This window comes from Actinomycetospora aeridis, from assembly GCF_037400275.1.
Lineage (GTDB): Bacteria > Actinomycetota > Actinomycetes > Mycobacteriales > Pseudonocardiaceae > Actinomycetospora > Actinomycetospora aeridis.
In genome coordinates this window covers 564,719-583,838 of the sequence record NZ_JBBEGL010000003.1, presented here as the reverse complement: position 1 = coordinate 583,838, position 19,120 = coordinate 564,719, and the positions used below count along the sequence as shown (strand labels likewise).

Here is a 19,120-nt window from a genome sequence, read left to right as displayed (position 1 = left end):
GCCCCTCACAGAGACGTCACTCAGCTGCTTGAAGCTCGTTTGGCCGAGCATGATCTTCTCCCCCCGGAGGGCGCTCGGGGCGACCGCGCTGATCACGGCGGTGCTGGCGGTCAGCGGGTGCGGCGGGGGCGGGGAGACGCCGCCACCACGCACCGTGCCGGTGGTGCGGGCGGCCGTGGAGACCGGGGTGTCGGCCCAGGGGTCGGTGTCTGCCACGGCGACCAACAACATCGGCTTCCCCAAGGGCGGCCAGCTCGACGAGGTCAACGTCGCGGTGGGCGATCAGGTCCGCGCGGGCGAGGTCCTCGCGAAGATCGACGACTTCAACGCCCGCCAGGCCGTCGAGCAGGCCCAGGCCGCGCTCGACGGCCAGGAGGCCGCCTACCAGCAGGCGCTCGACAACACCGCCGTCGACGGCGCGGGGAACTCGGTCGCCCAGGCGCGGCGGATCGTGCAGGCCACCGAGGACCAGGTCGACGCGACACTGGACGCCGACGACGCGGCGATCCACCAGGCCGAGCGAGCCGCACGGGACGCGCACGCGGGGGCGGTGCAGGCGCAGAAGGCGTTCACGGACGCTCAGACCGCGTGTTCTTCGCAGGGCGGGGCCAGCGCCTACGGTTTTCCTCGAGCCCTTCTCCCAGAGCAGCAGCAGGCGAGCACGGCTTGCATCCTGCTGCCCGGCGCGCAGAGCCAGGCGGCCATGGCCCAGCAGAGCAAGGCCCAGGCCGAGAGCCAGCTCGCGCAGGCGCGCAGCAAGCGCCAGGTCGACGAGGCCTCGGGACGCGTGCAGGTCGAGCAGGCCCGCAACGGCCTCGTCCAGACCCAGAACCAGCTCGACGCCTCGCGCGCCGACCGCCCGAACCAGCTCGACGGCGCCCAGGCCCAGGTGGACAACGCCCGGGTCGGGGTGCAGAACGCCCAGCGCGATCTCGCGAACACCACCCTCCGTGCCCCGGTCGACGGGGTCGTGACGGCCGTCAACGGCGCGGTGGGCGAGTTCCTGCAGCCGAGCTCGGGGACGACGCCCCTCGCCCCCGGCGGCGAGGCCGCCATCCCGGGCGCCGCGGCGGACGCCGGCGCCGCGGCCGCGTCGATGGGCGGCGGGGCCTCCCCCGGCCGGCCCGGCGGGTCGCAGTTCCTCGTCCTGCAGAGCACCTCCGGGTTCTCGGTGGTGGCCCCGTTCCAGGAGATCGACGCGGCGTCGCTCGTGCCCGGCCAGGCCGCCCACGTCACCCTGGACGCCCTGCCGGACGTGGTCCTCGACGGCACCGTCCTGGCGGTGTCGCCCGCCTCGACCGACATCGCGAACGTCATCAACTACTACGTGACGGTGGCGGTCGCCCGCCCCGACCCGCGGCTCAAGGACGGCCAGACGGCGCAGGCCGCCGTGATCACGGGCGAGGGGCCGGATGCGGTGAGCGTCCCGAACTCGGCGGTGATCCGGCAGGGCGACCGGACATCGGTGGTCGTCGTCGAGCCGGGCGGGCGCCAGGTCCCGACGCCGTTCACGCCGGGTCTCGTCGGCGCCGACCGCACCGAGGTCCGCAGCGGCCTCACCGAAGGTCAGCAGGTGCTCGTGGCGGCCCGTCGATGAGCACCGACGACCAGGGCACCATCACGACCGAGCAGCCCGACACCACCGAGGGCACCGGCAAGCGCCGCCCGATGCGCCGCGGCACCCGGATCGCGCTGATCGTCATCGTGCTCCTCGCCGTGCTGGCGGCGATCGGGTTCACCCTGAGCTACTTCCTCGACGCCCGGCAGTACGTCACCACCGACAACGCCCAGATCGACGGCACCCAGATCCCGATCGTCGCGCCCACCGCGGGCACGCTCGTCGGCTGGACCGGCACCCAGGGCGCGGTGCTGCGCGCCGACCAGGTGGTGGGGCGGATCGAGATCGACGGCGGCTACGTGCGCCCGCAGCGCAGCATCCGCGCCCCCGCCGCCGGCACGGTGGCCATGGACGACACCACCGACGGCGCCTACGTGACGGCGGGCCAGCAGCTCGCGATCGCCTACGACCCGGATGGCGTGTACGTCACCGCCCGCCTCGACGAGACCGACATCGACGCCGTGCAGCCCGGCCAGGAGGTCGACTTCACCGTCGACGCCTACCCCGACCGCACGTTCACCGGCTCGGTCCGCGAGATCCAGGGCGGCGCGGCCGGGGTGTTCTCGCCGCTGCCGCAGTCGAACAGCCAGGGCAACTTCCAGAAGGTCACCCAGGTCATCCCGGTGAAGATCGGCATCGACGACCTGCAGGGCCTCGAGCTCATCCCCGGCATGAACGTCGAGGTCGACATCCACCGGGGCGGGTGAGCCTCAGCCCTCCATCACCCGCGGACCCTCACTCGGGGCGGGCTTCCCGCTCGGCAGCATGAGCGCGAGCAGCACCGCGCCCGCGGTGAGGGCCGTGGTGACGACCATGAGGTCGCCGAACGCGGTGTCGAACACCCGGGTCTGCAGCTGCTGGTACATCGAGTACTCGCCGAGCACCGAGCCGAACGTCTCGGGGTCGGCGGGCACCATGCCGGCGCGGTCGGCGTAGCCCTGGGACTGCTGCGCGGTCATCAGCGCGGTCATCGCCGCCAGCCCGATCGCCGACGACGAGCGCTGCACGACGGTGTTGAACGCGCTCGCCCCGTCGACGCGGTGCGGCGGCAGCGACGAGAGCCCGCCCGTCATGATCGGCATCATGGCGAGCCCGATCCCGGCGGCGCGGAACCCCAGGATCCAGGCCAGGTGGCCGTGCGAGGTGTCGATCGTGAGGTCGCGCAGCATCCACGTGCCCCAGGCCGTGATGACCAGGCCCGCCACGGCCGGCCAGCGCGCGCCGATCCGGTCGTAGATCTGCCCGGCCAACGGCATGATCACCGCCATGACCAGCGCCTGCGGGAGCAGCAGCAGGCCCGTCTCGAACGCCCCGAGTCCCTGGTTGAGCTGCAGCGACTGCGGGATGTAGAAGAGCACCCCGAACAGCCCCGCCGAGATGACGGCGATGAGGATCAGGGAGTTCGTGAACGGCCACGACCGGAACACCCGCACGTTGAGCAGCGGGTGGTCACTCTCGAGCTCGATCACGACGAAGAGCGCCAGGGCCAGCACGCCGTAGGTGATCAGGATCATCACGGGGTAGGACGTCCAGCCCCAGTCCTCGGCCTCGTGCAGCCCGAGCAGCAGGGCGAACAGGCCGGACGCGATGGCGAGGAAGCCCGGCAGGTCGAACCGCCGGGCCAAGCCGGCGCCGAAGTTCGGCAGCCACACCATCGCGGCGATGGTGCCGACGATGCCGATCGGCACGTTGATGAAGAAGATCAGCCGCCAGTCGACGTACTCGACGAGGTAGCCGCCCAGCGTCGGGCCGATCGCCGGCGCGAAGACGATCCCGAGGCCGTACATGCCCATCGCGGCGCCGAGACGGTCCTTCGGCACGATCTTGTAGAGCATCGTCAGCGCCACGACGGGGATCACGCCACCGGGGATCGCCTGCAGGATGCGGAAGGCGATCATCGAGTTCAGGTCCCACGCCAGGCCGCACAGCACCGAGCCGACCGCGAAGCCGATCATCGCGACGATGTACGCCCGGCCCAGCCCGAGCCGTAGCCCCAGCCACGCGCTGGCCGGGACGATGACGCCCTCGGCGAGCGAGTACGACGTCGACACCCACGAGATGTCCTCGGTGGTGACCCCGAAGTCGTTCTGCATCACCGGGATGGCGACGTTGACGATGCTGATGTCCAGCACCGACATGAACATGCCGGCGACGAGGACGAGCAGCGCGACGACCCAGTGGGTGTTCCCGGACGGAGCCGCCTCGCTCGACTCGGCGGACTCCGCCCGGTCGACCGGCGCGGCGACCGGTTCCTCGACGTGGTGGCCGTTCGTGGACGGCGGTGCGGTCGGTGGAGCCGTGAGCTCGGTGTCCCGGACCTCGGGCCTGGCCGTCACGGCCCGAGGCTACGACGTCTGGCCCACCACTTCACGCCGAGCGCACGGGCATGGTGATCAGCGCGACACCAGCAGGGCGGCGATCTCGTCGACGGCTCGCCGCAGCTCGGCGGCGAAGCGCTCCATCTGCCCACCCACGGCGGCGGGCGTGCTGAGGTGCACCACCAGGCGCCCCGGCAGCAGCACGTACGCGACGCCGATGCACTGGGTGCTCGTCGAGCCGAAGCCGAAGACGCGCACGTTCGCCGAGGGTGCCGAGCTGGTCGACAGGTAGTCGTCGCGCAGGACGCGCCACCCCGGCGAGTCGACGATCTCCAGCGGCTCCGCCGCGCCGAGCGAGGCTCCCCGCCGCTGCTGGATCAGCGAGAGCTCCCAGAGGTGCTGCTCGGGCGCATGCCCCGCCTGGCACTGCTGCGCCCGCGCGACGTGGGCGGAGGCGGCGGCGTCGAACGCCTCGCGGCGACGGTCGTCCCCGGCGGCCGGGTCCTCCATCGCCGCCGTGAACGCGAGGATCTCCGGGGTGACGACGCGCATCGCCTCGGTGCGCCCGTGGTGGAACTGCAGCGTCGCGATCGACTCGTAGGTCGCGCCCACGAAGCCCTTCGCGCGCACGTGGGCCAGCTGGTACGCCATCTGCACGAACGCGTCCGGGGACACGCCCAGCTTCTTCGCGCGGTCGCTGCCGAGGTCGTCGAACACCACGAGCTGCGTCGCGACCCCGTCCGCGAACGCCGCGAAGTCCTCCCGGGCGTCCCGGACGTCGGCGGCGCGCTCCTCGGTGATCACGAACGGCAGCGGCGCGGACGCCGGGGCGCCCTGGGCGCGCGCCCCCAGGCTCGCCGCGTGCTCCTCCGTCGACGCCCCGAAGATCCCGTCGACGAGGGCGAGCACCGTCGTGCCGTCGAGGCGGCAGTGCTCGGTGTTGATGCCGGCGGTGCCGTCCGGGAGGACGACGAACGTGACGGCCTTGTCGAACCACCGGTCCGCGCTGTCGCCGCCCAGCAGCTGCTTGCCGACGGCCCGGTCGTCGCGGGCGTCGTCGCCGGGCTCGTCCTCGAGCGCCACCGCGAACAGCGCGGTCTCCACGTCGTCGAGCGGCGCGGCGTTGCCCTCGGCCAGCAGCGCCCGCCGGCTCGCGGCCCACTCGGCCCGCGCCTTCGTGGTCAGCGCCCCGACCCCCGGACCGCGGCTCTCCCCCACCTGCGCCCGGATCGCCCGCAGCCCGTCGGCGATCTCGTCCGCGGTGTGGGCGACACCGTCGGGGCCGAGGACGTCCATCCGGTAGGCGTGTCCGCGCACGAGCACGAGGACGTGGCGCTCGCGCGACGGTCCCGGCCACGCGTCGGTGTAGGGCGTGCGGGCGGTGTCCTGGTCGTCGCCGGGGATGCGGGTCGACGAGAACAGGTACTTGTGCTGCTCCATCGTCATCGGCGCGTCCTTGCGGGTGGCCGGCGGCAGCGTCTCGGTGTCCACCCGGTGCTTGTGGTCGAGCGCGCCGAGCACGAGCCCGGCGGCCCGCGAGAACGCGTCGTGCGCCGACGGGTCGTCGGCGAAGAGGAAGAAGAAGTTGGCGTTGAGCGCGATCCGGTCGCGGCGGCCCAGGTAGCGCGACTCCCAGAAGTCGTCGAGCCAGCTGTGCGTGGTCGGCTCGGCGTCGTAGGCCTCGAGCGCCGCCTGCAGGACCGGCCCCGGGCCGTCGGGTCGCAGCAGCTGGTCGACCGCCCCTCGGGTCTCGGCCCGCTGGGCGTCGTCGAGCAGCGGCTCGCACCACGCGAGGAACTGCTCGGCGCTGTCGGCGAGCGTGGGTACCGGGACCCGGGGCAGGTCGTCCTCGGCGTCGAACGTCCCGGTCATGCTCTGGTCCTCCCAGACGGTGGGTGTCAGTCCTGCAGGGTGTCACCGCGGACGGTGGCCGCCGCCAGGTGCTCCGGGGCGACGCGGCCGAAGAGCTGTCGCGTGCGGGTCGGGGAACCGACGACGCCCGGGCGCTCGCTGTACGCGAGGATCGCGGCGTGGCGGGACGTCGCGCCCTCCACCGGCGTCACGCGGTGCAGCGCGTGGCGACCGCGGAAGAGCTGCAGGTCGCCGGGGCGCAGCTCGAGGCGCCGGACGGAGCGACGGTCGCCGTCGAGCACGGCCCGCACCCCGGCGTGGTTCTCGTCGCCCGCCGCACGGATGCCGGGGCAGTACTCGAACGCCCCGCCGCGCTCCGCTGCCCGGGTGAGCAGGCTGACGGCGAACTCGTTGGTGTCGAAGTGCCAGGGGTGGTCGTGGCCCGGCGCGACGACGTTGAGGGTCAGGCCGGCGTACGGGTCGGCGAGCGGGTGCACCGCCGGGACCTCGAAGCAGGCCGCGATCAGGCGCTGCAGGCCGGGGTGCGCGTAGAGGTGTGCGACGAGGTGGTCGGCCGGGATGTGGTCGCGCGCCACGAACGCGTTGCGGCGCTGGAGCACCACGCGTGCCGGGTGGTCGTCGGGCAGCGACGGGTCGGGGTCGGTGTTGTAGACGGTGACCTCGGCGACGTCGGCGTGGGCGTGCCCGGCGATCGCGTCGCCCTCGGCCCGCAGGCGGTCGCGGTGCTCCGGGGCCACCACGTCGCGCAGGACCGTGCAGCCCTCGGCGCGCAGCTCGGCCCGCGCGCGATCGACGACGGCCCGCCAGGCCGGGCTCCCGGGGTCGTCGAGGGGATAGCGGCGGGTGTCGACGACATCTCCCCCAGGTGCCACGGGAGATCACCGTAGCGACGATCACGCCGGGCCCGCCCCGTCCATCAGGTCAGGGCGGGCCAGGCGGCACGCAGCGCAGCGGAGCTGCCGCGCCGGAGGCCGGATACTGCGATCTAGCGCGGGTTCTTGATGAAGTCGGCGCAGCGCTCGCCGATCATCATCGTGGTGATGCAGGGGTTGACGGTGATCAGGTCCGGCATGATCGACCCGTCGGCGACGCGCAGGCCGTCGACGCCCCGGACCCGGAGCTGCGGGTCCACCGGGGCCAGCGGGTCGGAGTCCGGGCCCATCTTCACCGTGCACGACGGGTGGTAGACCGTGTTGTGGGTCTTCGAGATGTAGTCGAAGATCTCCTCGTCGGTCTGCGCCGCGTCGCCCGGCGCCTGCTCCTTGCCCACCCACTCCTTCAGCGCCGGGGCCGACGCGATCTCCCGGGCCACCCGCACGCCCCGGATCATCACCTCGCGGTCGTGCTCGTGGGTGAAGTACCGCGGGTCGACCTTCGGCTTGTCGCGGAAGTCGCGGGTGCGCAGCCGCACCGTGCCCTTCGACTGCGCGCCGGTGACGTTCGGCGTGAGGCAGAACGTGTTCTCGGTGCTCGGGTAGCCGTAGCGGACCAGGTTGAGGTCGAACGGCACCGACCCGTAGTGGAACATCAGGTCCGGCGTCGTCCGGTCCGGGGCGCCGGCGAAGATGCCGATCTCCCACCACTGCACCGACTCGGTCGGCATCGTCTGCAGGGCCTCCCACTGCACCAGGCCCTCCGGGTGGTCCTGCAGGTTCTCCCCCACGCCCGGCGCGTCGACGCGGACGTCGATGCCCACCTCGCGCAGGTGCTCGGCCGGCCCGATCCCCGAGAGCATGAGCAGCTTCGGCCCGTCGATCGCCCCCGCCGACAGGATCGTCTCGCGGCGGGCCGTCACCCCGATCGTCCAGCGGGTGTCCGGGGTGCGCAGGGCGACACCGGTGGCCCGCGGGCGGGGTCCGGAGTCGTCGAACGTCAGCCGCTCGGCGCGGTAGCCCGTCCAGACCTCGAGGTTCGGGCGCTTCGCCATGATCGGGTGCAGGTAGGCCGCCGACGCCGAGCTGCGCGTGCCGTCGGGGTTGGCGTTGACCTGGAACCAGTTGGCGCCCCGCAGCACCGTGCGGCCGGTGTTGAACGGGGTCACGGGCAGCCCGACCTGCTCGCACGCCTCGAGCAGCGCGCGGCCGCAGGGGTCGCGCGGCGCGATCGAGCGGATCGTCACCGGCCCGTCGGTGCCGCGGCCGGGCGGCTCGGCGTACTCCGCGCCGTCCAGCGCCGTCTCGAGCTTGCGGTAGAAGGCGTAGCTCTCGTCGGCGCCCCATCCGGTGCAGCCCTGGGCCGCCCAGTCGTCGAGGTTCTCGCGCGGGGCCCAGAAGGCGATCGCGGAGTTGTGCGACGAGCACCCGCCGAGCACCTTGGCCCGCGCGTGGCGCATGTAGGAGTTGCCGAACTCCTGCGGCTCGATGGGGTAGTCCCAGTCGTAGCCGGACTCCAGCAGCTCCATCCAGCGCCAGAGGTTGAGGATCGCCGGGTCGCCGACGTCGGACGGCCCGGCCTCGACGAGCAGGACCGACACGTCCGGGTCCTCGGAGAGCCGCGACGCGACGGCGGACCCCGCCGTGCCCCCGCCGACGACGACGTAGTCGAACTCGCGCCCGGACGTCTGTGGGTCTGCCATCACGCCTCCTGGACGGGCTTGTCGGTGGGGGTCGCCACGGTGGTGTCTACGCGGGCGTGCTCGGCGACGACGCCCGTCTTGTGCCGCTGGACGGTCCAGTAGTACGCGAAACCGGCCCCGAGGATGATGCCCGGCAGCAGGATGCCGCCGTACTGGAGATACCAGTGGAACGGCTCGGTCGCGTTGTAGATCTCGTTGCGCGGCCAGGCGAGGTTGATCGCCATGAGCGCGCCCCAGATGACGGCGAGGATGTTCACCGGAAGCCCCCAGCGACCCAGCGAGAAGCCGTCGGGCCGTGGCTGCCAGGTGCCCCGCAGCCGCTGGATGAGCATCGGGACCGTCACCAGGAGGTACGCCGTGTAGATCATGATGATCGCGATCGACGTGACCACCGTGTAGATCTGCGGGCTGAAGGTGACGAGCAGCAGGACGATCGCGATGACCCCGATCGTCACCGACGACACCACCGGGGTGCCGAAGCGCGGGCTGATCGTGCACAGCTTCGTGCCCGCGGGCAGGTTGTTGTCGCGGCTCATGGCGAACGCGAGGCGGATCGCCGCGGCGTGCACCGCGAGGGCGCACACCACGACCGCCACGACGACGGCGATGAGGATGACCGTGCCGACCCCGCCGCCCAGCACGGCGAGGATGAGGTTCTGCAGACCGCCGAGGCTGCCGAACGCCGGATCGGACAGGTCGGGCGCCGACATGATCGCGAACAACAGGATCAGTCCGCCGAGCAGGAACGAGAAGAAGAGCGCCCGCAGGATCGCCTTCGGGGCGTTGCGGCGCGGGTCGTGCGACTCCTCGGCCAGCGAACTGGCGGTGTCGAAGCCGTACATGACGTAGAGCGAGGCGAACATGGCGACGAGGAACGCGCCGGCGTAGCCGAGCGGCCGGCCGCTCGCGTCGATCCCGCCGCTGGACAGCACGACCTGCGGGCCGCGGACGATGTTCACGGCGAGCAGGATGATCAGGACGACGGCCGCGATGAGCTCGATGAACACGCCCGCGGAGTTGATCTGCGCCATGAGCTTGGTGCCGAAGGCGTTGATCACAGTGGTGAACACGATGAGCAGCGCGGCGAGGATGACGCCGTTGAGCGCCTGCGCGTTCGTGTCCTCGTCACCCTGCATCGGGATGAACTGGAACCCCGACCAGATCTCCGGCAGCGTCGCCTGCAGCGCCAGGGCGACCGCGGCGATGGACACGATCGACGCCGTGAGCATCGTCCAGCCCGCGAGCCAGGAGACGCCGTGGTTCGAGAGCCGCTTGCTCCAGTTGTAGATCGAGCCGGCGACCGGGAAGCGCGCCGCGAGCTCGCAGAAGCACAGCGCGACCATCAGCTGGCCGAGGAACACGATCGGCCACGACCACCAGTACGACGGTCCGCCGGTGCCCAGCCCCAGGTAGAACAGCTGGAACGTGCCGGTGAGGATCGAGATGTAGCTGATCCCCGCCGCGAACGTGTGGAAGCTCCCCAGGGACCGCACGAGGCTCGGCTTGTAGCCGAACTCGTCGATGTCCTCGGCGTCCGTCGCGCTGGCCTGCTTGTGGGCTTTCTCGTCTCTCGTGCTCATGAACCACTCCCATGCTGTGTCGAGGAGGGGAACCACCCGGTCGGGCCCGGCCGGGTGTTGGTCCAGATGTGCTTCGGTTCCTGGTACTCGGCGAACCCGGCGCGGCCGAGCTCGCGCCCGACCCCGGAGTGGCCGAACCCGCCCCACTCGGCGGCCGGGACGTAGGGGCCGAAGTCGTTGATCCACACGGTGCCGTGGCGCAGCCGCGCGGCGACCTCCTCGCACGTGCCGTGGTCGGAGGAGAAGACCGCGCCGGCCAGGCCGTACTCGGTGTCGTTGGCGATGCGCACGGCGTCCTCGAGGTCGGTGAACGTCTCGACGGTGAGGACCGGACCGAAGCTCTCGTCGTGCACCACGGACATGTCCTGGGTGCAGCGGTCGAGGATCGTCGGCGGGTAGAAGTAGCCGTCCGCCAGCTCCGGGTCGGTCGGGCGCTCGCCGCCGCAGCGCAGGACCGCGCCCTCGGCGACCCCGGCGGCGACGTAGGCCTCGACCTTCTCGCGGTGGGCGGCGGAGATCAGCGGCCCGGTCTCGGTGGCCGGGTCGTCGGGCCCGCCGAGGCGGATCCGCCGCGCGCGCTCGACGAGGTCGTCGACGATCCGGTCGTGCGCGGACTCCTCGACGACGAGCCGCGCGCCCGCGGAGCACACCTGGCCGGAGTGCAGGAAGATCCCGGTGAGCACGTTGTCGACGGCGGTCTCGTGGTCGGCGTCGGCGAAGAGCACGAAGGGGTTCTTGCCGCCGAGCTCGAGCGCCACCTTCTTCACGGTCGGCGCCGCCGACTCCATGATCCTGCGGCCGGTGACGAGCCCGCCGGTGAAGCTGACCATGTCCACGCGCGGGTCGGTCGACAGCGGCGCGCCCGCCGTGGCCCCGGCGCCGAGCACCAGGTTCGCGACGCCGTCGGGCACCCCGGCCTCGGCCAGCAGCTCCATGAGGATGATCGCGGTGTGCGGGGTCAGCTCGCTGGGCTTGAGCACGAACGAGCAGCCCGCCCCGAGCGCCGGCGCGACCTTCCAGGCCGTCTGCAGCAGCGGATAGTTCCAGGGCGTGATGAGCCCGCACACCCCGACGGGGTCGTGGACGACCTTGCTGCGCGCGGTCGGGATGCCGGTCTCGACGAGGCGCCCGTCGTCGGTCGCCGCGAGGTGGCCGAACCAGCGGAAGCAGTTGGTGATGTCGTCCATGTCGATCTCGGACTCGACGACGCGCTTGCCGGTGTCGTCGGTCTCGGCGCGCGCCAGGCGGGCCTTGTCGCGCTGGAGGAGGTCCGCGACCCGCAGCAGCAGCGCCCCGCGCTCCGGGGCGGGCACCGACGCCCACCGCCGGTCGTCGAAGGCCCGCCGCGCGGCCCCGATCGCCCGCTCGGTGTCCTTCGCCCCGGCCTCGTCGACCTCCGCGATCAGCGATCCGTCCGCCGGGGAGCGGATCTCCCGGCGCCCCCCGTCGACCGCCGACGTCCACTCTCCGTCGATGAACAGCTGCCCCACTCCTGGCGCCTCCTCGTTCGCATCACCCGGTCGGCCGTGCCGGTCGGTCGTCCGAGTATCGACCTCCCGCCACGTCCGCACCATGCCTTACACGGACCACACCCCTTCGCTCAGAACGCGCGCGAGCTCAGAACCCGCGCGCGCCACCCACACCCCGGACGGCCAGGAGGCTCTCCTCGCCGTGGCCCTCCTCGTGGTGCCGCACGTCGAGGTGGCCGAAGGCGGCGAGCAGCTCCCCCGGCGGTGCGCGGAAGGGCCCGCCGGTGTCGCCGGACCCGGACAGCACGCTGATCACCAGCAGTCCGCCGGGGACGAGCAGCTCGACCAGCGCGGGGTAGAGCGCCGGGTCCCGGAAGCGCTGGCAGACGACCACGTCGTACGGTCCGCGCACCGGCAGCCCGTCGTCGAGGTCGGCCTCGATCCACCGCACGTCGGGAGCGAGCTCGCGTCCGGCCGCCAGGCCCACCGGCGACACGTCGACCGCGTCCACCGCGAGCCCGCGGCGGGCCAGCCACGCCGCGACCGTGCCCCGCCCGCAGGCGAGGTCGAGCGCGCGCCCGCTCGTCGGGACGAGGTCCTCGCGACCGACCAGCACGCCCGGCGGGCCCGCCTCCCCCGCGCCGAGGCCGGCGAAGCGGGCGTCCCAGCGTTCGCGGTCGACAGCCCCCACGGGTCGGCTCAGGGCTTGCGGCCGAGCACGCCCGCGATGCAGTACTGCGCCGGCAGGAGCGGGGCGAGCTGCGGGCCGTCCGGCCACCACTTCACGCAGAGCTCGAGGCCCGGGTCGATCAGCTCGAGACCCGGCATCATCGCGAGGATCTGCTCGCGGGTGCGGAAGACGCCCGTGCCCAGCGGGCTGTGCAGGAACACGCCCTCCATGCGCCGCGCGACCTCGCTGTGCTCGTCCTGCGGGTCGAGGAAGTGGCTCAGCGCGACGTACGAGCCCGACGGCAGCGCGTCGATGTACTGCTGCATGATCTCGACGCAGGTCAGCTTGCTCTCGTCGTAGTGGTGCAGCGTGCCGAGCTGCAGCAGCGCGACCGGCCGGTCGAAGTCGAGGTTGCGGGTGACCACGGGGTCCGCCAGGACCTCGCCCGGGACCGTGAGGTCGCCCGGCGAGAAGAACGTCCGGTCGTTCTCCTCCAGCAGCGCCCGGCCGTGCGCGACCACCGACGGGTCGTTGTCGACGTAGACGACGCGGGCCTCGGGGCGCAGGCGCTGGGCGGCCTGGTGGGTGTTCTCCGCGGTGGGCAGGCCCGAGCCGAGGTCGAGGAACTGGTCGATCCCGGCCTGGCCGGCGAGGAAGCGCACGGCGCGCACGAGGAACGCACGGTGGTCGACCGTGAACTGCGAGATCTCCGGGGCGACCTGGCGGAGCTTCTCGACGACCTCGCGGTCGGCCGGGTAGTTGTCCTTGCCGCCGAGCGCGGTGTCGTACACCCGCGCGATGCTCGCCTTCGTGGTGTCGACGTACGCGGGAGCCGACCCCGAGCGGGACGAGGAGTGCGCAGCGGTCATCGGGTTCCCATCGGGACGTGCGTCACGGACGGTCGATCACCCTAGGAGGGTACGGCCACACGGCCCTCCGCGGGTCGATCAGCGCACGTCGACCTGCGGCGGCGTGTAACGTCTGCGGCTCGGCGGCACGGGCCGGGCCCGGGTCGGGCTCGAGGACAGGCCCGAGGACAGCGGGGAGCGCACCAACGTGGCCGAGGTGGAGCACACCGAGCCGGAGGTCTCCGGACCCACCGCGCGGCGGATCATCCTGGGTGCCCAGCTGCGTCGCCTGCGCGAGCGCGCCGGGGTCGCCCGCTCCGACGCGGCGTGGTCGATCCGCGGGTCGGACTCCAAGATGAGCCGCCTCGAGGCCGGCAAGGTCGGCTTCAAGGAGCGCGACGTCGCCGACCTGCTGACGATGTACGGGATCACCGAGGACTCCGAGCGCGAGCTCCTCCTCGGCATGACCCGGCGCTCCAACGAGCCCGGCTGGTGGCAGCCCTACGGCGACGTCCTCCCCGACTGGTTCGAGGACTACGTGGGCCTGGAGACCAGCGCGTCGCGCATCCAGACCTACGAGCTCATGTTCGTCCCCGGTCTCCTGCAGACCGAGGACTACGCCCGCGCGATCATCACCTCCGGGCACCCGGACCGCGCCACCCCGGACGACGAGCGCCGCCTCGCGGTCCGGATGCGCCGCCAGCAGAAGCTCGGCCGGCGCGACTCGCCGACGGTGTGGGCGATCCTCGACGAATCCGTGCTGCACCGGCCCATCGGTGGGCCCTCGGTGCTCGTCGGCCAGATCGAGCGCCTCCTCGAGGTCGCGGCCCTGCCCAACGTCGTCGTGCAGGTGCTGCCGTTCGCGCTCTCCGGCTACGCCGCGGAGAGCACGTTCTCGATCCTGCGCTTCGCGGAGCCGGAGCTGCCCGACCTCGTCTACCAGGAACACCTCACCCACGCGACGTACCTGGACAAGCGGCCCGAGGTCGAGACGTACAGCCGCGTGATGGACCGCGTGGCCGTCGACGCGCTCACCCCCGACGAGACGCGCCAGTACCTCACCAAGCTCGCCGCCGAGCGCTGAGCAGGGCGTACCGCCCGGTAACCGTCCGCGCACGGACGACTCGCACACGTCACATGCACGTGCAGATGATCGGCACAGTTGCTAGGCTCGGCGCCACTGACGGATGCACGTGCAGACGATCGAGGCGGTCGCATGGGCCAGGTGCCGAATGCACACGACGCTCTGCCCGACGTGACGTGGCGCAAGAGCGCCCGGTCCGGCAAGCAGGGCAACTGCGTGGAGCTCGCGCCGGTGCGCTCCCGGGGCGTGGCGGTGCGCAACTCCCGCTTCCCCGAGGGGCCGGCGCTGGTGTTCTCCGTCGCCGAGATGAGCGCCTTCCTCGCCGACATCAAGCGCGGCGCCTACGACGACCTGCTCGGTGTCGACGACGTGGCGGGGCGGTCGGCGTGACACACCCCGGTGGCCGGCTCATGTGGCTGACGTGCGCCGTCGACGGTGCCGACCACGCCGTCTCCGACGCCGCGTTCCTGGCCGCGCAGGGCGGTGACGGACGCTTCGAGGCCCTCTGTCGCGCGACGGTGTGGGCCTCCTCGCTGTCCGCTCCCCCGGCGTCACGCTGTGCGTCGTGCGCCGTCGCCGCCGGCGAGCCCCTCGGCTCACCCGACCGCCGTCCGGGGCTCTGGTCGCGGCTGGTCCCTCGCGCATCGGCCTGAAGCACCGTGATCCGCGCTGATGCGAACCGACGCGTCCGATCCTCCGATCCGGTCACCACGTCACCCCCGTGCGCAGCAGCCGGTGTCGTTTCGTGGATGAAGCGGCCGTTTGGCGTAAAGTAATCACTCCGTCCACGGACGACCCGTTGCATCACCTGGATAGGTAACGTCAGCCGAACGGCCAATTGCTCTCCGTAACCCTCCCTCCTAGGCTCGTGACCTCACCGAGCTGCGGACGAGAGGATTTCGTGATCACGGCGTCGACAGGGACGGCGGCTCCCACGGGGGCCGCCCCGGGTGGTCTCCAGACCCCCGTGGTCGTCCCGGCGCCGCCCGCACCGGCCGCGCCGTCCGCTCCGCCCGGGGTCCGCGTGCCGCTCGAGTCCCTGCCCGACCTGCCGGGCTTCGCGCACGCGGTGCTCGCCGAGGCCGCCGGCGCCCGCCCGCACGTGCTCGCCGAGATCGGCACCGACGAGGGCACCGCCGATGCCGTCCTCGCCTGGGGACGCCGCGCCGGGGCGGTCGCAGCCGACCGCGACCTCGCCCTCGACGACGTCATCGTCACCACCGACCGGGCCCACCACCTGCTCCGCGCCCTGCCCGGGGCGGACGGCGTGTGGGTCTACCTCCGGGTCCATCGCGACGGGGGCAACCTCGCCCTCGCCCGCCGGCGCCTCACCGCGCTGACCGCCACGGCCGGCCCGGCGGCCCACCCCACCCCCGCGGCGAACCCGGGCCCGGCCCGGCCGGCCGAGCTCCCCGCGGGACCGTCGTCGACGGAGACGTCCCGGGGCCCGTCCCCGGAGCCGTCGGCGGCACCTCCCCCCGCGCGACGGTCGAACCCCTGGCCCGTCCGCGTCCCGTCCACGACCCGCTCGCCGGCAGCCTCGTCGATGCCGCCGCCGACGAGCGGACCGGCGACCCCGGTGGGCACCGCTGCCCTGGCGCCCGCCGCGTTGCCGGCTCCGGCTCCGGCTCCGAACCGACCGGACACGCCGAATCGGCCGGACCGACCGTCCCGAGCGGCGCCGGTGTCCGCCCCGGCGGCGGCACCGGTGTTCCGGACCTCGCCGCCCCGGTCGGCAGCGCCGCCGACACCGCCGCCGACACCGCCGCCGACGTTGCCGGCACCCCGCCGCCCGGCCCCCGCGGACACGCTGCCCGCGGGCCCGGCCCCGCCGGCGGACGAGGACGCGGCACCGCCCCCGGACTCGGCCGGTGTGCTCGGCCAACGCTGGCGCACCGACCCGGAGACCTTGCGGCGGGTCCTCGCCGGCCTGCTCCGCCTGGGGCGGACACCCCACCCGGCACTCGCCGGTAGCCCCGAAACCACCACCCGCTCCCCCGGAGCGACCCCGACACGGAGGAACCCATGAGTGATGTCGAGTACGCCCTGAACGCCGCCGCCAACATCAAGGGCGCGTTCGCCGTGGCGATCGTCGACTACGACAGCGGCATGACCCTCGGGTCACGCGGCGGCAGTGCCGAGTTCGACCTGGACGTCGCCGCGCCCGGCAACAGCGAGGTCGTCCGCGCGAAGTTCGACGTCATGCAGAAGCTGGGCCTGCGCGAGACGATCGAGGACATCCTGATCACCCTCGACACGCAGTACCACCTGATCCGGCCGATCTACTCGAACGGCGACGACAAGCTGTTCTTCTACCTGGTCCTCAACCGCCAGCAGGCCAACCTCGCGATGGCCCGCCGCGACCTCAAGGTCATCGGCCAGCGCTTCTACCTCGACGACCCGTCGTCGGCGCCGGCCGTCCCCGCGCAGGACCAGGGCTACTACCAGCAGGTCGGACGCCGCTGACACCGGATCACTACCGAGGGGAGCCGCGAGGGTGGGGCGACACCGCCACCTGACGTGCGTGCGGTCGGACGGGCTGTCGGCGGTGCTCCGCCCGCTGCTCGACGACCGCCGCATCGTCGCCGCCACCCTCGTGGACGTCGACAGCGGCCTGATCCTCGACGGCTACGCGAGCGATCCGGCCGACCCGGGCGCCGGGCCCGCGTTCGCCGACCTCGACCTGCTCGGGGCGGCGCACGCCGACATGGTGCAGGCCGCCTCGGCGGTCTCACCGCAGCTCACGGAGCTGACCGTGAGCACCGACGACGGCCACCACCACGTCCTGCTCGCCGTGCCCGACCCGCACGGCGAGCGGCTGGTGGTGGCCGTCGTCGTGCACGGGGCGCCGCGTCACGTCGCCCGGGCCCGGCTGCGCCTGCAGGCGGTGTCGGTCGAGGCGCTGACCGCCGGCCCCACCCTCGCCCGGCGTCCCGTCGACGGCAGCTGGGTCGTCGAGGAGCCGGTCCCGGAACGCACCGGGCCGGACGGGGACGCCGCCGCCGACGGCACCGCCGACGGGAGAGACGACGGCACCCCCGCGGACGTCCCGATGCCCAGCGGTGCACCGCTGTCGGCGATGGCCCCGCGCGGCATCACGGCCCCGAGCGCGGACAGGGCCCCCTCGGCGACCGTGTCCTCGGTGGCGTCGTCGCTCGCCACGGGCCTCTCGCCGGGGCTGTCGTCCCCCCTCGTGCCCGTCAGCCCCGTGAGCCCGGCCAGTCCCGTCAGCGCCGCACGGCCAGGGACAGCGCGAACCGGCCCCGCGGGTCGGTGAACCACCCGTCGTGGGAGAACCCCGCGGCGGCCAGCTCGTCCCGGACGCGCTCGCGGGTGAACTTCGTGGAGATCTCGGTCCGCATCTCCTCGCCCTCGGCGAAGTCGATCGCGAGGTCGAGCTCGGGCACCCGCACGTGCATGGGCCGCCGGGCCCGCAGCCGCATCTCGATGCGGCTGGACTGCGGCACCCACACGGCGAGGTGCTCGAAGCCGTCCGGGTCGAAGTCGGCGCCCAGCACGCGGTTGAGCACCGAGAGCACGTTGAGGTCGAACGCCGCGGTGACGCCCTGCGGGTCGTCGTAGGCCGCGACGAGGGTCGCCTCGTCCTTGACGAGGTCGGTGCCGACGAGGAACGCCTCCCCCGGGTCGAGGGCGTCGGCGAGCGCTTCGAGGAACGCCTGGCGGCCGGCGGGCTCGAAGTTGCCGAGCGTCCCGCCGAGCAGCGCCACCAGGCGGCGCCCGTCGCGCGGCACGCTGCGCAGGTCGCTGGTGAAGTCGGCGACGACGCCGTGCACGTCGAGCCCCGGGTAGGCCTCGACCAGCCCCGGCACGGCGTCTTCGAGCGCGGAGGGCGACACGTCCACCGGGATGTAGCGGCGCAGGGTCCCGGCCCGGTGCAGGGCGTCGAGCAGCACCGGCGTCTTCGACGACGACCCCGAGCCGAGCTCGACCAGCGTGTCGGCGGCCGCGGTGCGGGCGATCGCGTCGGCGTGCTCGGTGAGGGCCTCGCGCTCGGCGGTGAAGGGGTAGTACTCCGGCAGCGCGGTGATCTCCTCGAACAGCTCGCTGCCCCGGGCGTCGTAGAGCCACTGGGGGGTGAGCACCTTGGGGGTCGAGGTCAGGCCACGGCGGGCGTCGGCGCGCAGGGCGGCGTCGGCGTCTTCGGCGGTGAGGTGTACGTCGAGCGCGGGCAGGCTCATCGGTGTCGGGTCACGTCCTGGGGTCGGGGCACGCGCCGGTCGGGCGCGCGCGGCCTTCACGGCGTCGGGAAGGGCAGCCGGCAGCGCTGGGTCTACAGCGGCGACACGGCGACGGAGGGCGGGTCGTGCACGCCGCCCGGCCGGGCGACGAGCAGCGATCCGTCGGGCACCGGGACCCACGAGGGGTCGGGGTCCAGGGGCTCCGAGGCGACGGTGACGGCACCGTCGGGGTGGGTCCGGTAGGACAGGGCGTGGTCGACGGCGGTGGCGACGATCTGCCCGCCGTCGCCGACCAGCAGGTTCAGGCGCGAGCCGGGGGCGGCGGCCAGGGTGTCGGCGACGACGCCCGCGACCGCGTCGGCGACGTCCTTGCCGGCGGACAGGCGCGCCCGGACGAGGGCCCAGAGCAGGGCCGAGTCGGTCGCGGCCTCGAGGGTGAGCAGGTCGAGCGCGGGCAGCGTCGCGGCCAGGTCGGCCATGCTGTCGGGCCAGCCGCGGACGACGCCGTTGTGGCTGAACAGGAGCCCGTCCGCCCGGAACGGCGCGCACGCCGCGGTCGACACCGGCATCCCGACCGTGGCGGAGCGCACGGCCGCCACCAGCGCGGTCGTCTCCACCCCACGTGCGACGTCGAGGAACGACGCGTCGGTCCACATCGGGTCGTCGCGCCGATACAGCACCGGCTCCGTATGTGAGCGAACTTCGGTGCTATAGCCCCGAAGTTCGCTCACATACCAGCCCGCCCCGAACCCGTCGGCGTTGACCGTGCCGCCGCCCCGCATGTCGGACGGCGCGTAGCTCTGCACGAGCAGGGAGTGCTCCGGCTCGGTCAGCAGCGACGCCAGCGTGACCGGCGTCGGGCCCACGTGGGCCAGGTGGCGGCACAC

18 protein-coding genes are annotated in these 19,120 nt (G+C 73.1%); 8 read left to right on the top strand and 10 right to left on the bottom strand.

All coding sequences use genetic code 11. The features are described 5' to 3' along the window. Positions 1-49: 49 nt before the first annotated feature. Together WCD41_RS13325 and WCD41_RS13320 are read left to right on the top strand one after the other, a co-directional pair. A complete protein-coding gene (locus WCD41_RS13325) occupies positions 50-1,597 on the top strand; it encodes an HlyD family efflux transporter periplasmic adaptor subunit (RefSeq protein WP_337713903.1) in 1,548 nt (515 codons plus the stop codon). After that, positions 1,594-2,325 (top strand): HlyD family secretion protein, encoded by a 732-nt coding sequence (locus tag WCD41_RS13320; protein WP_337713902.1) that lies wholly within the window; start codon positions 1,594-1,596, stop codon positions 2,323-2,325. The genes WCD41_RS13325 and WCD41_RS13320 overlap by 4 nt, the downstream gene beginning before the upstream one ends. 3 nt (positions 2,326-2,328) lie before the next feature. Here the strand turns inward: WCD41_RS13320 and WCD41_RS13315 are convergent, their stop codons facing one another. The 8 genes from WCD41_RS13315 to WCD41_RS13280 all read right to left on the bottom strand — a co-directional run bounded on the left by WCD41_RS13315 (position 2,329) and on the right by WCD41_RS13280 (position 12,971). Continuing rightward, the gene (locus tag WCD41_RS13315) at positions 2,329-3,954 is read right to left on the bottom strand and encodes a DHA2 family efflux MFS transporter permease subunit (protein WP_337713901.1); all 1,626 of its coding nucleotides are present in this window, start codon (positions 3,952-3,954) and stop codon (positions 2,329-2,331) included. Between the two features lie 57 nt (positions 3,955-4,011). Further along, positions 4,012-5,808, bottom strand: coding sequence for a choline/carnitine O-acyltransferase (locus WCD41_RS13310; RefSeq protein WP_337713900.1), 1,797 nt, complete (start codon positions 5,806-5,808; stop codon positions 4,012-4,014). A 26-nt stretch (positions 5,809-5,834) separates the two neighbouring features. After that, positions 5,835-6,680: a HalD/BesD family halogenase gene (locus WCD41_RS13305; protein WP_337713899.1), complete on the bottom strand. Its 846-nt coding sequence runs from the start codon at positions 6,678-6,680 to the stop codon at positions 5,835-5,837. A gap of 113 nt (positions 6,681-6,793) precedes the next feature. Further along, positions 6,794-8,383, bottom strand: coding sequence for a GMC family oxidoreductase (locus WCD41_RS13300; protein WP_337713898.1), 1,590 nt, complete (start codon positions 8,381-8,383; stop codon positions 6,794-6,796). Then, the gene (locus tag WCD41_RS13295; protein WP_337713897.1) at positions 8,383-9,963 is read right to left on the bottom strand and encodes an APC family permease; all 1,581 of its coding nucleotides are present in this window, start codon (positions 9,961-9,963) and stop codon (positions 8,383-8,385) included. The genes WCD41_RS13300 and WCD41_RS13295 overlap by 1 nt, the downstream gene beginning before the upstream one ends. Then, entirely contained in the window at positions 9,960-11,453 is a 1,494-nt protein-coding gene (locus tag WCD41_RS13290) for an aldehyde dehydrogenase family protein (RefSeq protein WP_337713896.1), read from the bottom strand. The genes WCD41_RS13295 and WCD41_RS13290 overlap by 4 nt, the downstream gene beginning before the upstream one ends. Positions 11,454-11,580: 127 nt before the next feature. After that, positions 11,581-12,123 (bottom strand): class I SAM-dependent methyltransferase, encoded by a 543-nt coding sequence (locus WCD41_RS13285; RefSeq protein WP_337713895.1) that lies wholly within the window; start codon positions 12,121-12,123, stop codon positions 11,581-11,583. An 8-nt stretch (positions 12,124-12,131) separates the two neighbouring features. Beyond that, entirely contained in the window at positions 12,132-12,971 is an 840-nt protein-coding gene (locus WCD41_RS13280) for an SAM-dependent methyltransferase (protein ID WP_337713894.1), read from the bottom strand. A 187-nt stretch (positions 12,972-13,158) separates the two neighbouring features. On the opposite strand from WCD41_RS13280, the gene WCD41_RS13275 reads away from it, so the two are divergent. The 6 genes from WCD41_RS13275 (at position 13,159) to WCD41_RS13250 (ending at position 17,311) form a co-directional block, all read left to right on the top strand. After that, positions 13,159-14,034, top strand: coding sequence for a Sco1979 family transcriptional regulator (locus WCD41_RS13275; RefSeq protein ID WP_337713893.1), 876 nt, complete (start codon positions 13,159-13,161; stop codon positions 14,032-14,034). Positions 14,035-14,166: 132 nt separating this feature from the next. Further along, a complete protein-coding gene (locus WCD41_RS13270; RefSeq protein ID WP_337713892.1) occupies positions 14,167-14,424 on the top strand; it encodes a DUF397 domain-containing protein in 258 nt (85 codons plus the stop codon). Continuing rightward, positions 14,421-14,687: a hypothetical protein gene (locus tag WCD41_RS13265; RefSeq protein ID WP_337713891.1), complete on the top strand. Its 267-nt coding sequence runs from the start codon at positions 14,421-14,423 to the stop codon at positions 14,685-14,687. The genes WCD41_RS13270 and WCD41_RS13265 overlap by 4 nt, the downstream gene beginning before the upstream one ends. Positions 14,688-15,058: 371 nt before the next feature. Beyond that, positions 15,059-16,063, top strand: a complete 1,005-nt coding sequence (locus tag WCD41_RS13260; protein WP_337713890.1) for a hypothetical protein — start codon at positions 15,059-15,061, stop codon at positions 16,061-16,063. Continuing rightward, positions 16,060-16,500, top strand: a complete 441-nt coding sequence (locus WCD41_RS13255) for a hypothetical protein (protein ID WP_337713889.1) — start codon at positions 16,060-16,062, stop codon at positions 16,498-16,500. The genes WCD41_RS13260 and WCD41_RS13255 overlap by 4 nt, the downstream gene beginning before the upstream one ends. Before the next feature lie 31 nt (positions 16,501-16,531). Beyond that, positions 16,532-17,311 carry a hypothetical protein gene (locus WCD41_RS13250; RefSeq protein WP_337713888.1) on the top strand — a complete coding sequence of 260 codons (780 nt, stop codon included), beginning with the start codon at positions 16,532-16,534 and terminating at the stop codon, positions 17,309-17,311. Here the strand turns inward: WCD41_RS13250 and egtD are convergent. Together egtD and egtC are read right to left on the bottom strand one after the other, a co-directional pair. Next, positions 17,262-18,233, bottom strand: coding sequence for an L-histidine N(alpha)-methyltransferase (gene egtD / locus WCD41_RS13245; protein WP_337713887.1), 972 nt, complete (start codon positions 18,231-18,233; stop codon positions 17,262-17,264). The two genes, WCD41_RS13250 and egtD, sit on opposite strands and share 50 nt — an antisense overlap. Before the next feature lie 92 nt (positions 18,234-18,325). Further along, positions 18,326-19,120 (bottom strand): ergothioneine biosynthesis protein EgtC, encoded by a 795-nt coding sequence (gene egtC / locus WCD41_RS13240; protein ID WP_337713886.1) that lies wholly within the window; start codon positions 19,118-19,120, stop codon positions 18,326-18,328.

Bases quoted from the DNA above. Each gene is read 5' to 3' on its own strand.
- WCD41_RS13325 (WP_337713903.1), top strand. From the start codon at position 50: ATGATCTTCTCCCCCCGGAGGGCGCTCGGGGCGACCGCGCTGATCACG.
- WCD41_RS13320 (WP_337713902.1), top strand. From the start codon at position 1,594: ATGAGCACCGACGACCAGGGCACCATCACGACCGAGCAGCCCGACACC.
- WCD41_RS13310 (WP_337713900.1), bottom strand. From the start codon at position 5,808: ATGACCGGGACGTTCGACGCCGAGGACGACCTGCCCCGGGTCCCGGTA.
- WCD41_RS13300 (WP_337713898.1), bottom strand. From the start codon at position 8,383: ATGGCAGACCCACAGACGTCCGGGCGCGAGTTCGACTACGTCGTCGTC.
- WCD41_RS13295 (WP_337713897.1), bottom strand. From the start codon at position 9,963: ATGAGCACGAGAGACGAGAAAGCCCACAAGCAGGCCAGCGCGACGGAC.
- WCD41_RS13280 (WP_337713894.1), bottom strand. From the start codon at position 12,971: ATGACCGCTGCGCACTCCTCGTCCCGCTCGGGGTCGGCTCCCGCGTAC.
- WCD41_RS13270 (WP_337713892.1), top strand. From the start codon at position 14,167: ATGGGCCAGGTGCCGAATGCACACGACGCTCTGCCCGACGTGACGTGG.
- WCD41_RS13255 (WP_337713889.1), top strand. From the start codon at position 16,060: ATGAGTGATGTCGAGTACGCCCTGAACGCCGCCGCCAACATCAAGGGC.
- egtD (WP_337713887.1), bottom strand. From the start codon at position 18,233: ATGAGCCTGCCCGCGCTCGACGTACACCTCACCGCCGAAGACGCCGAC.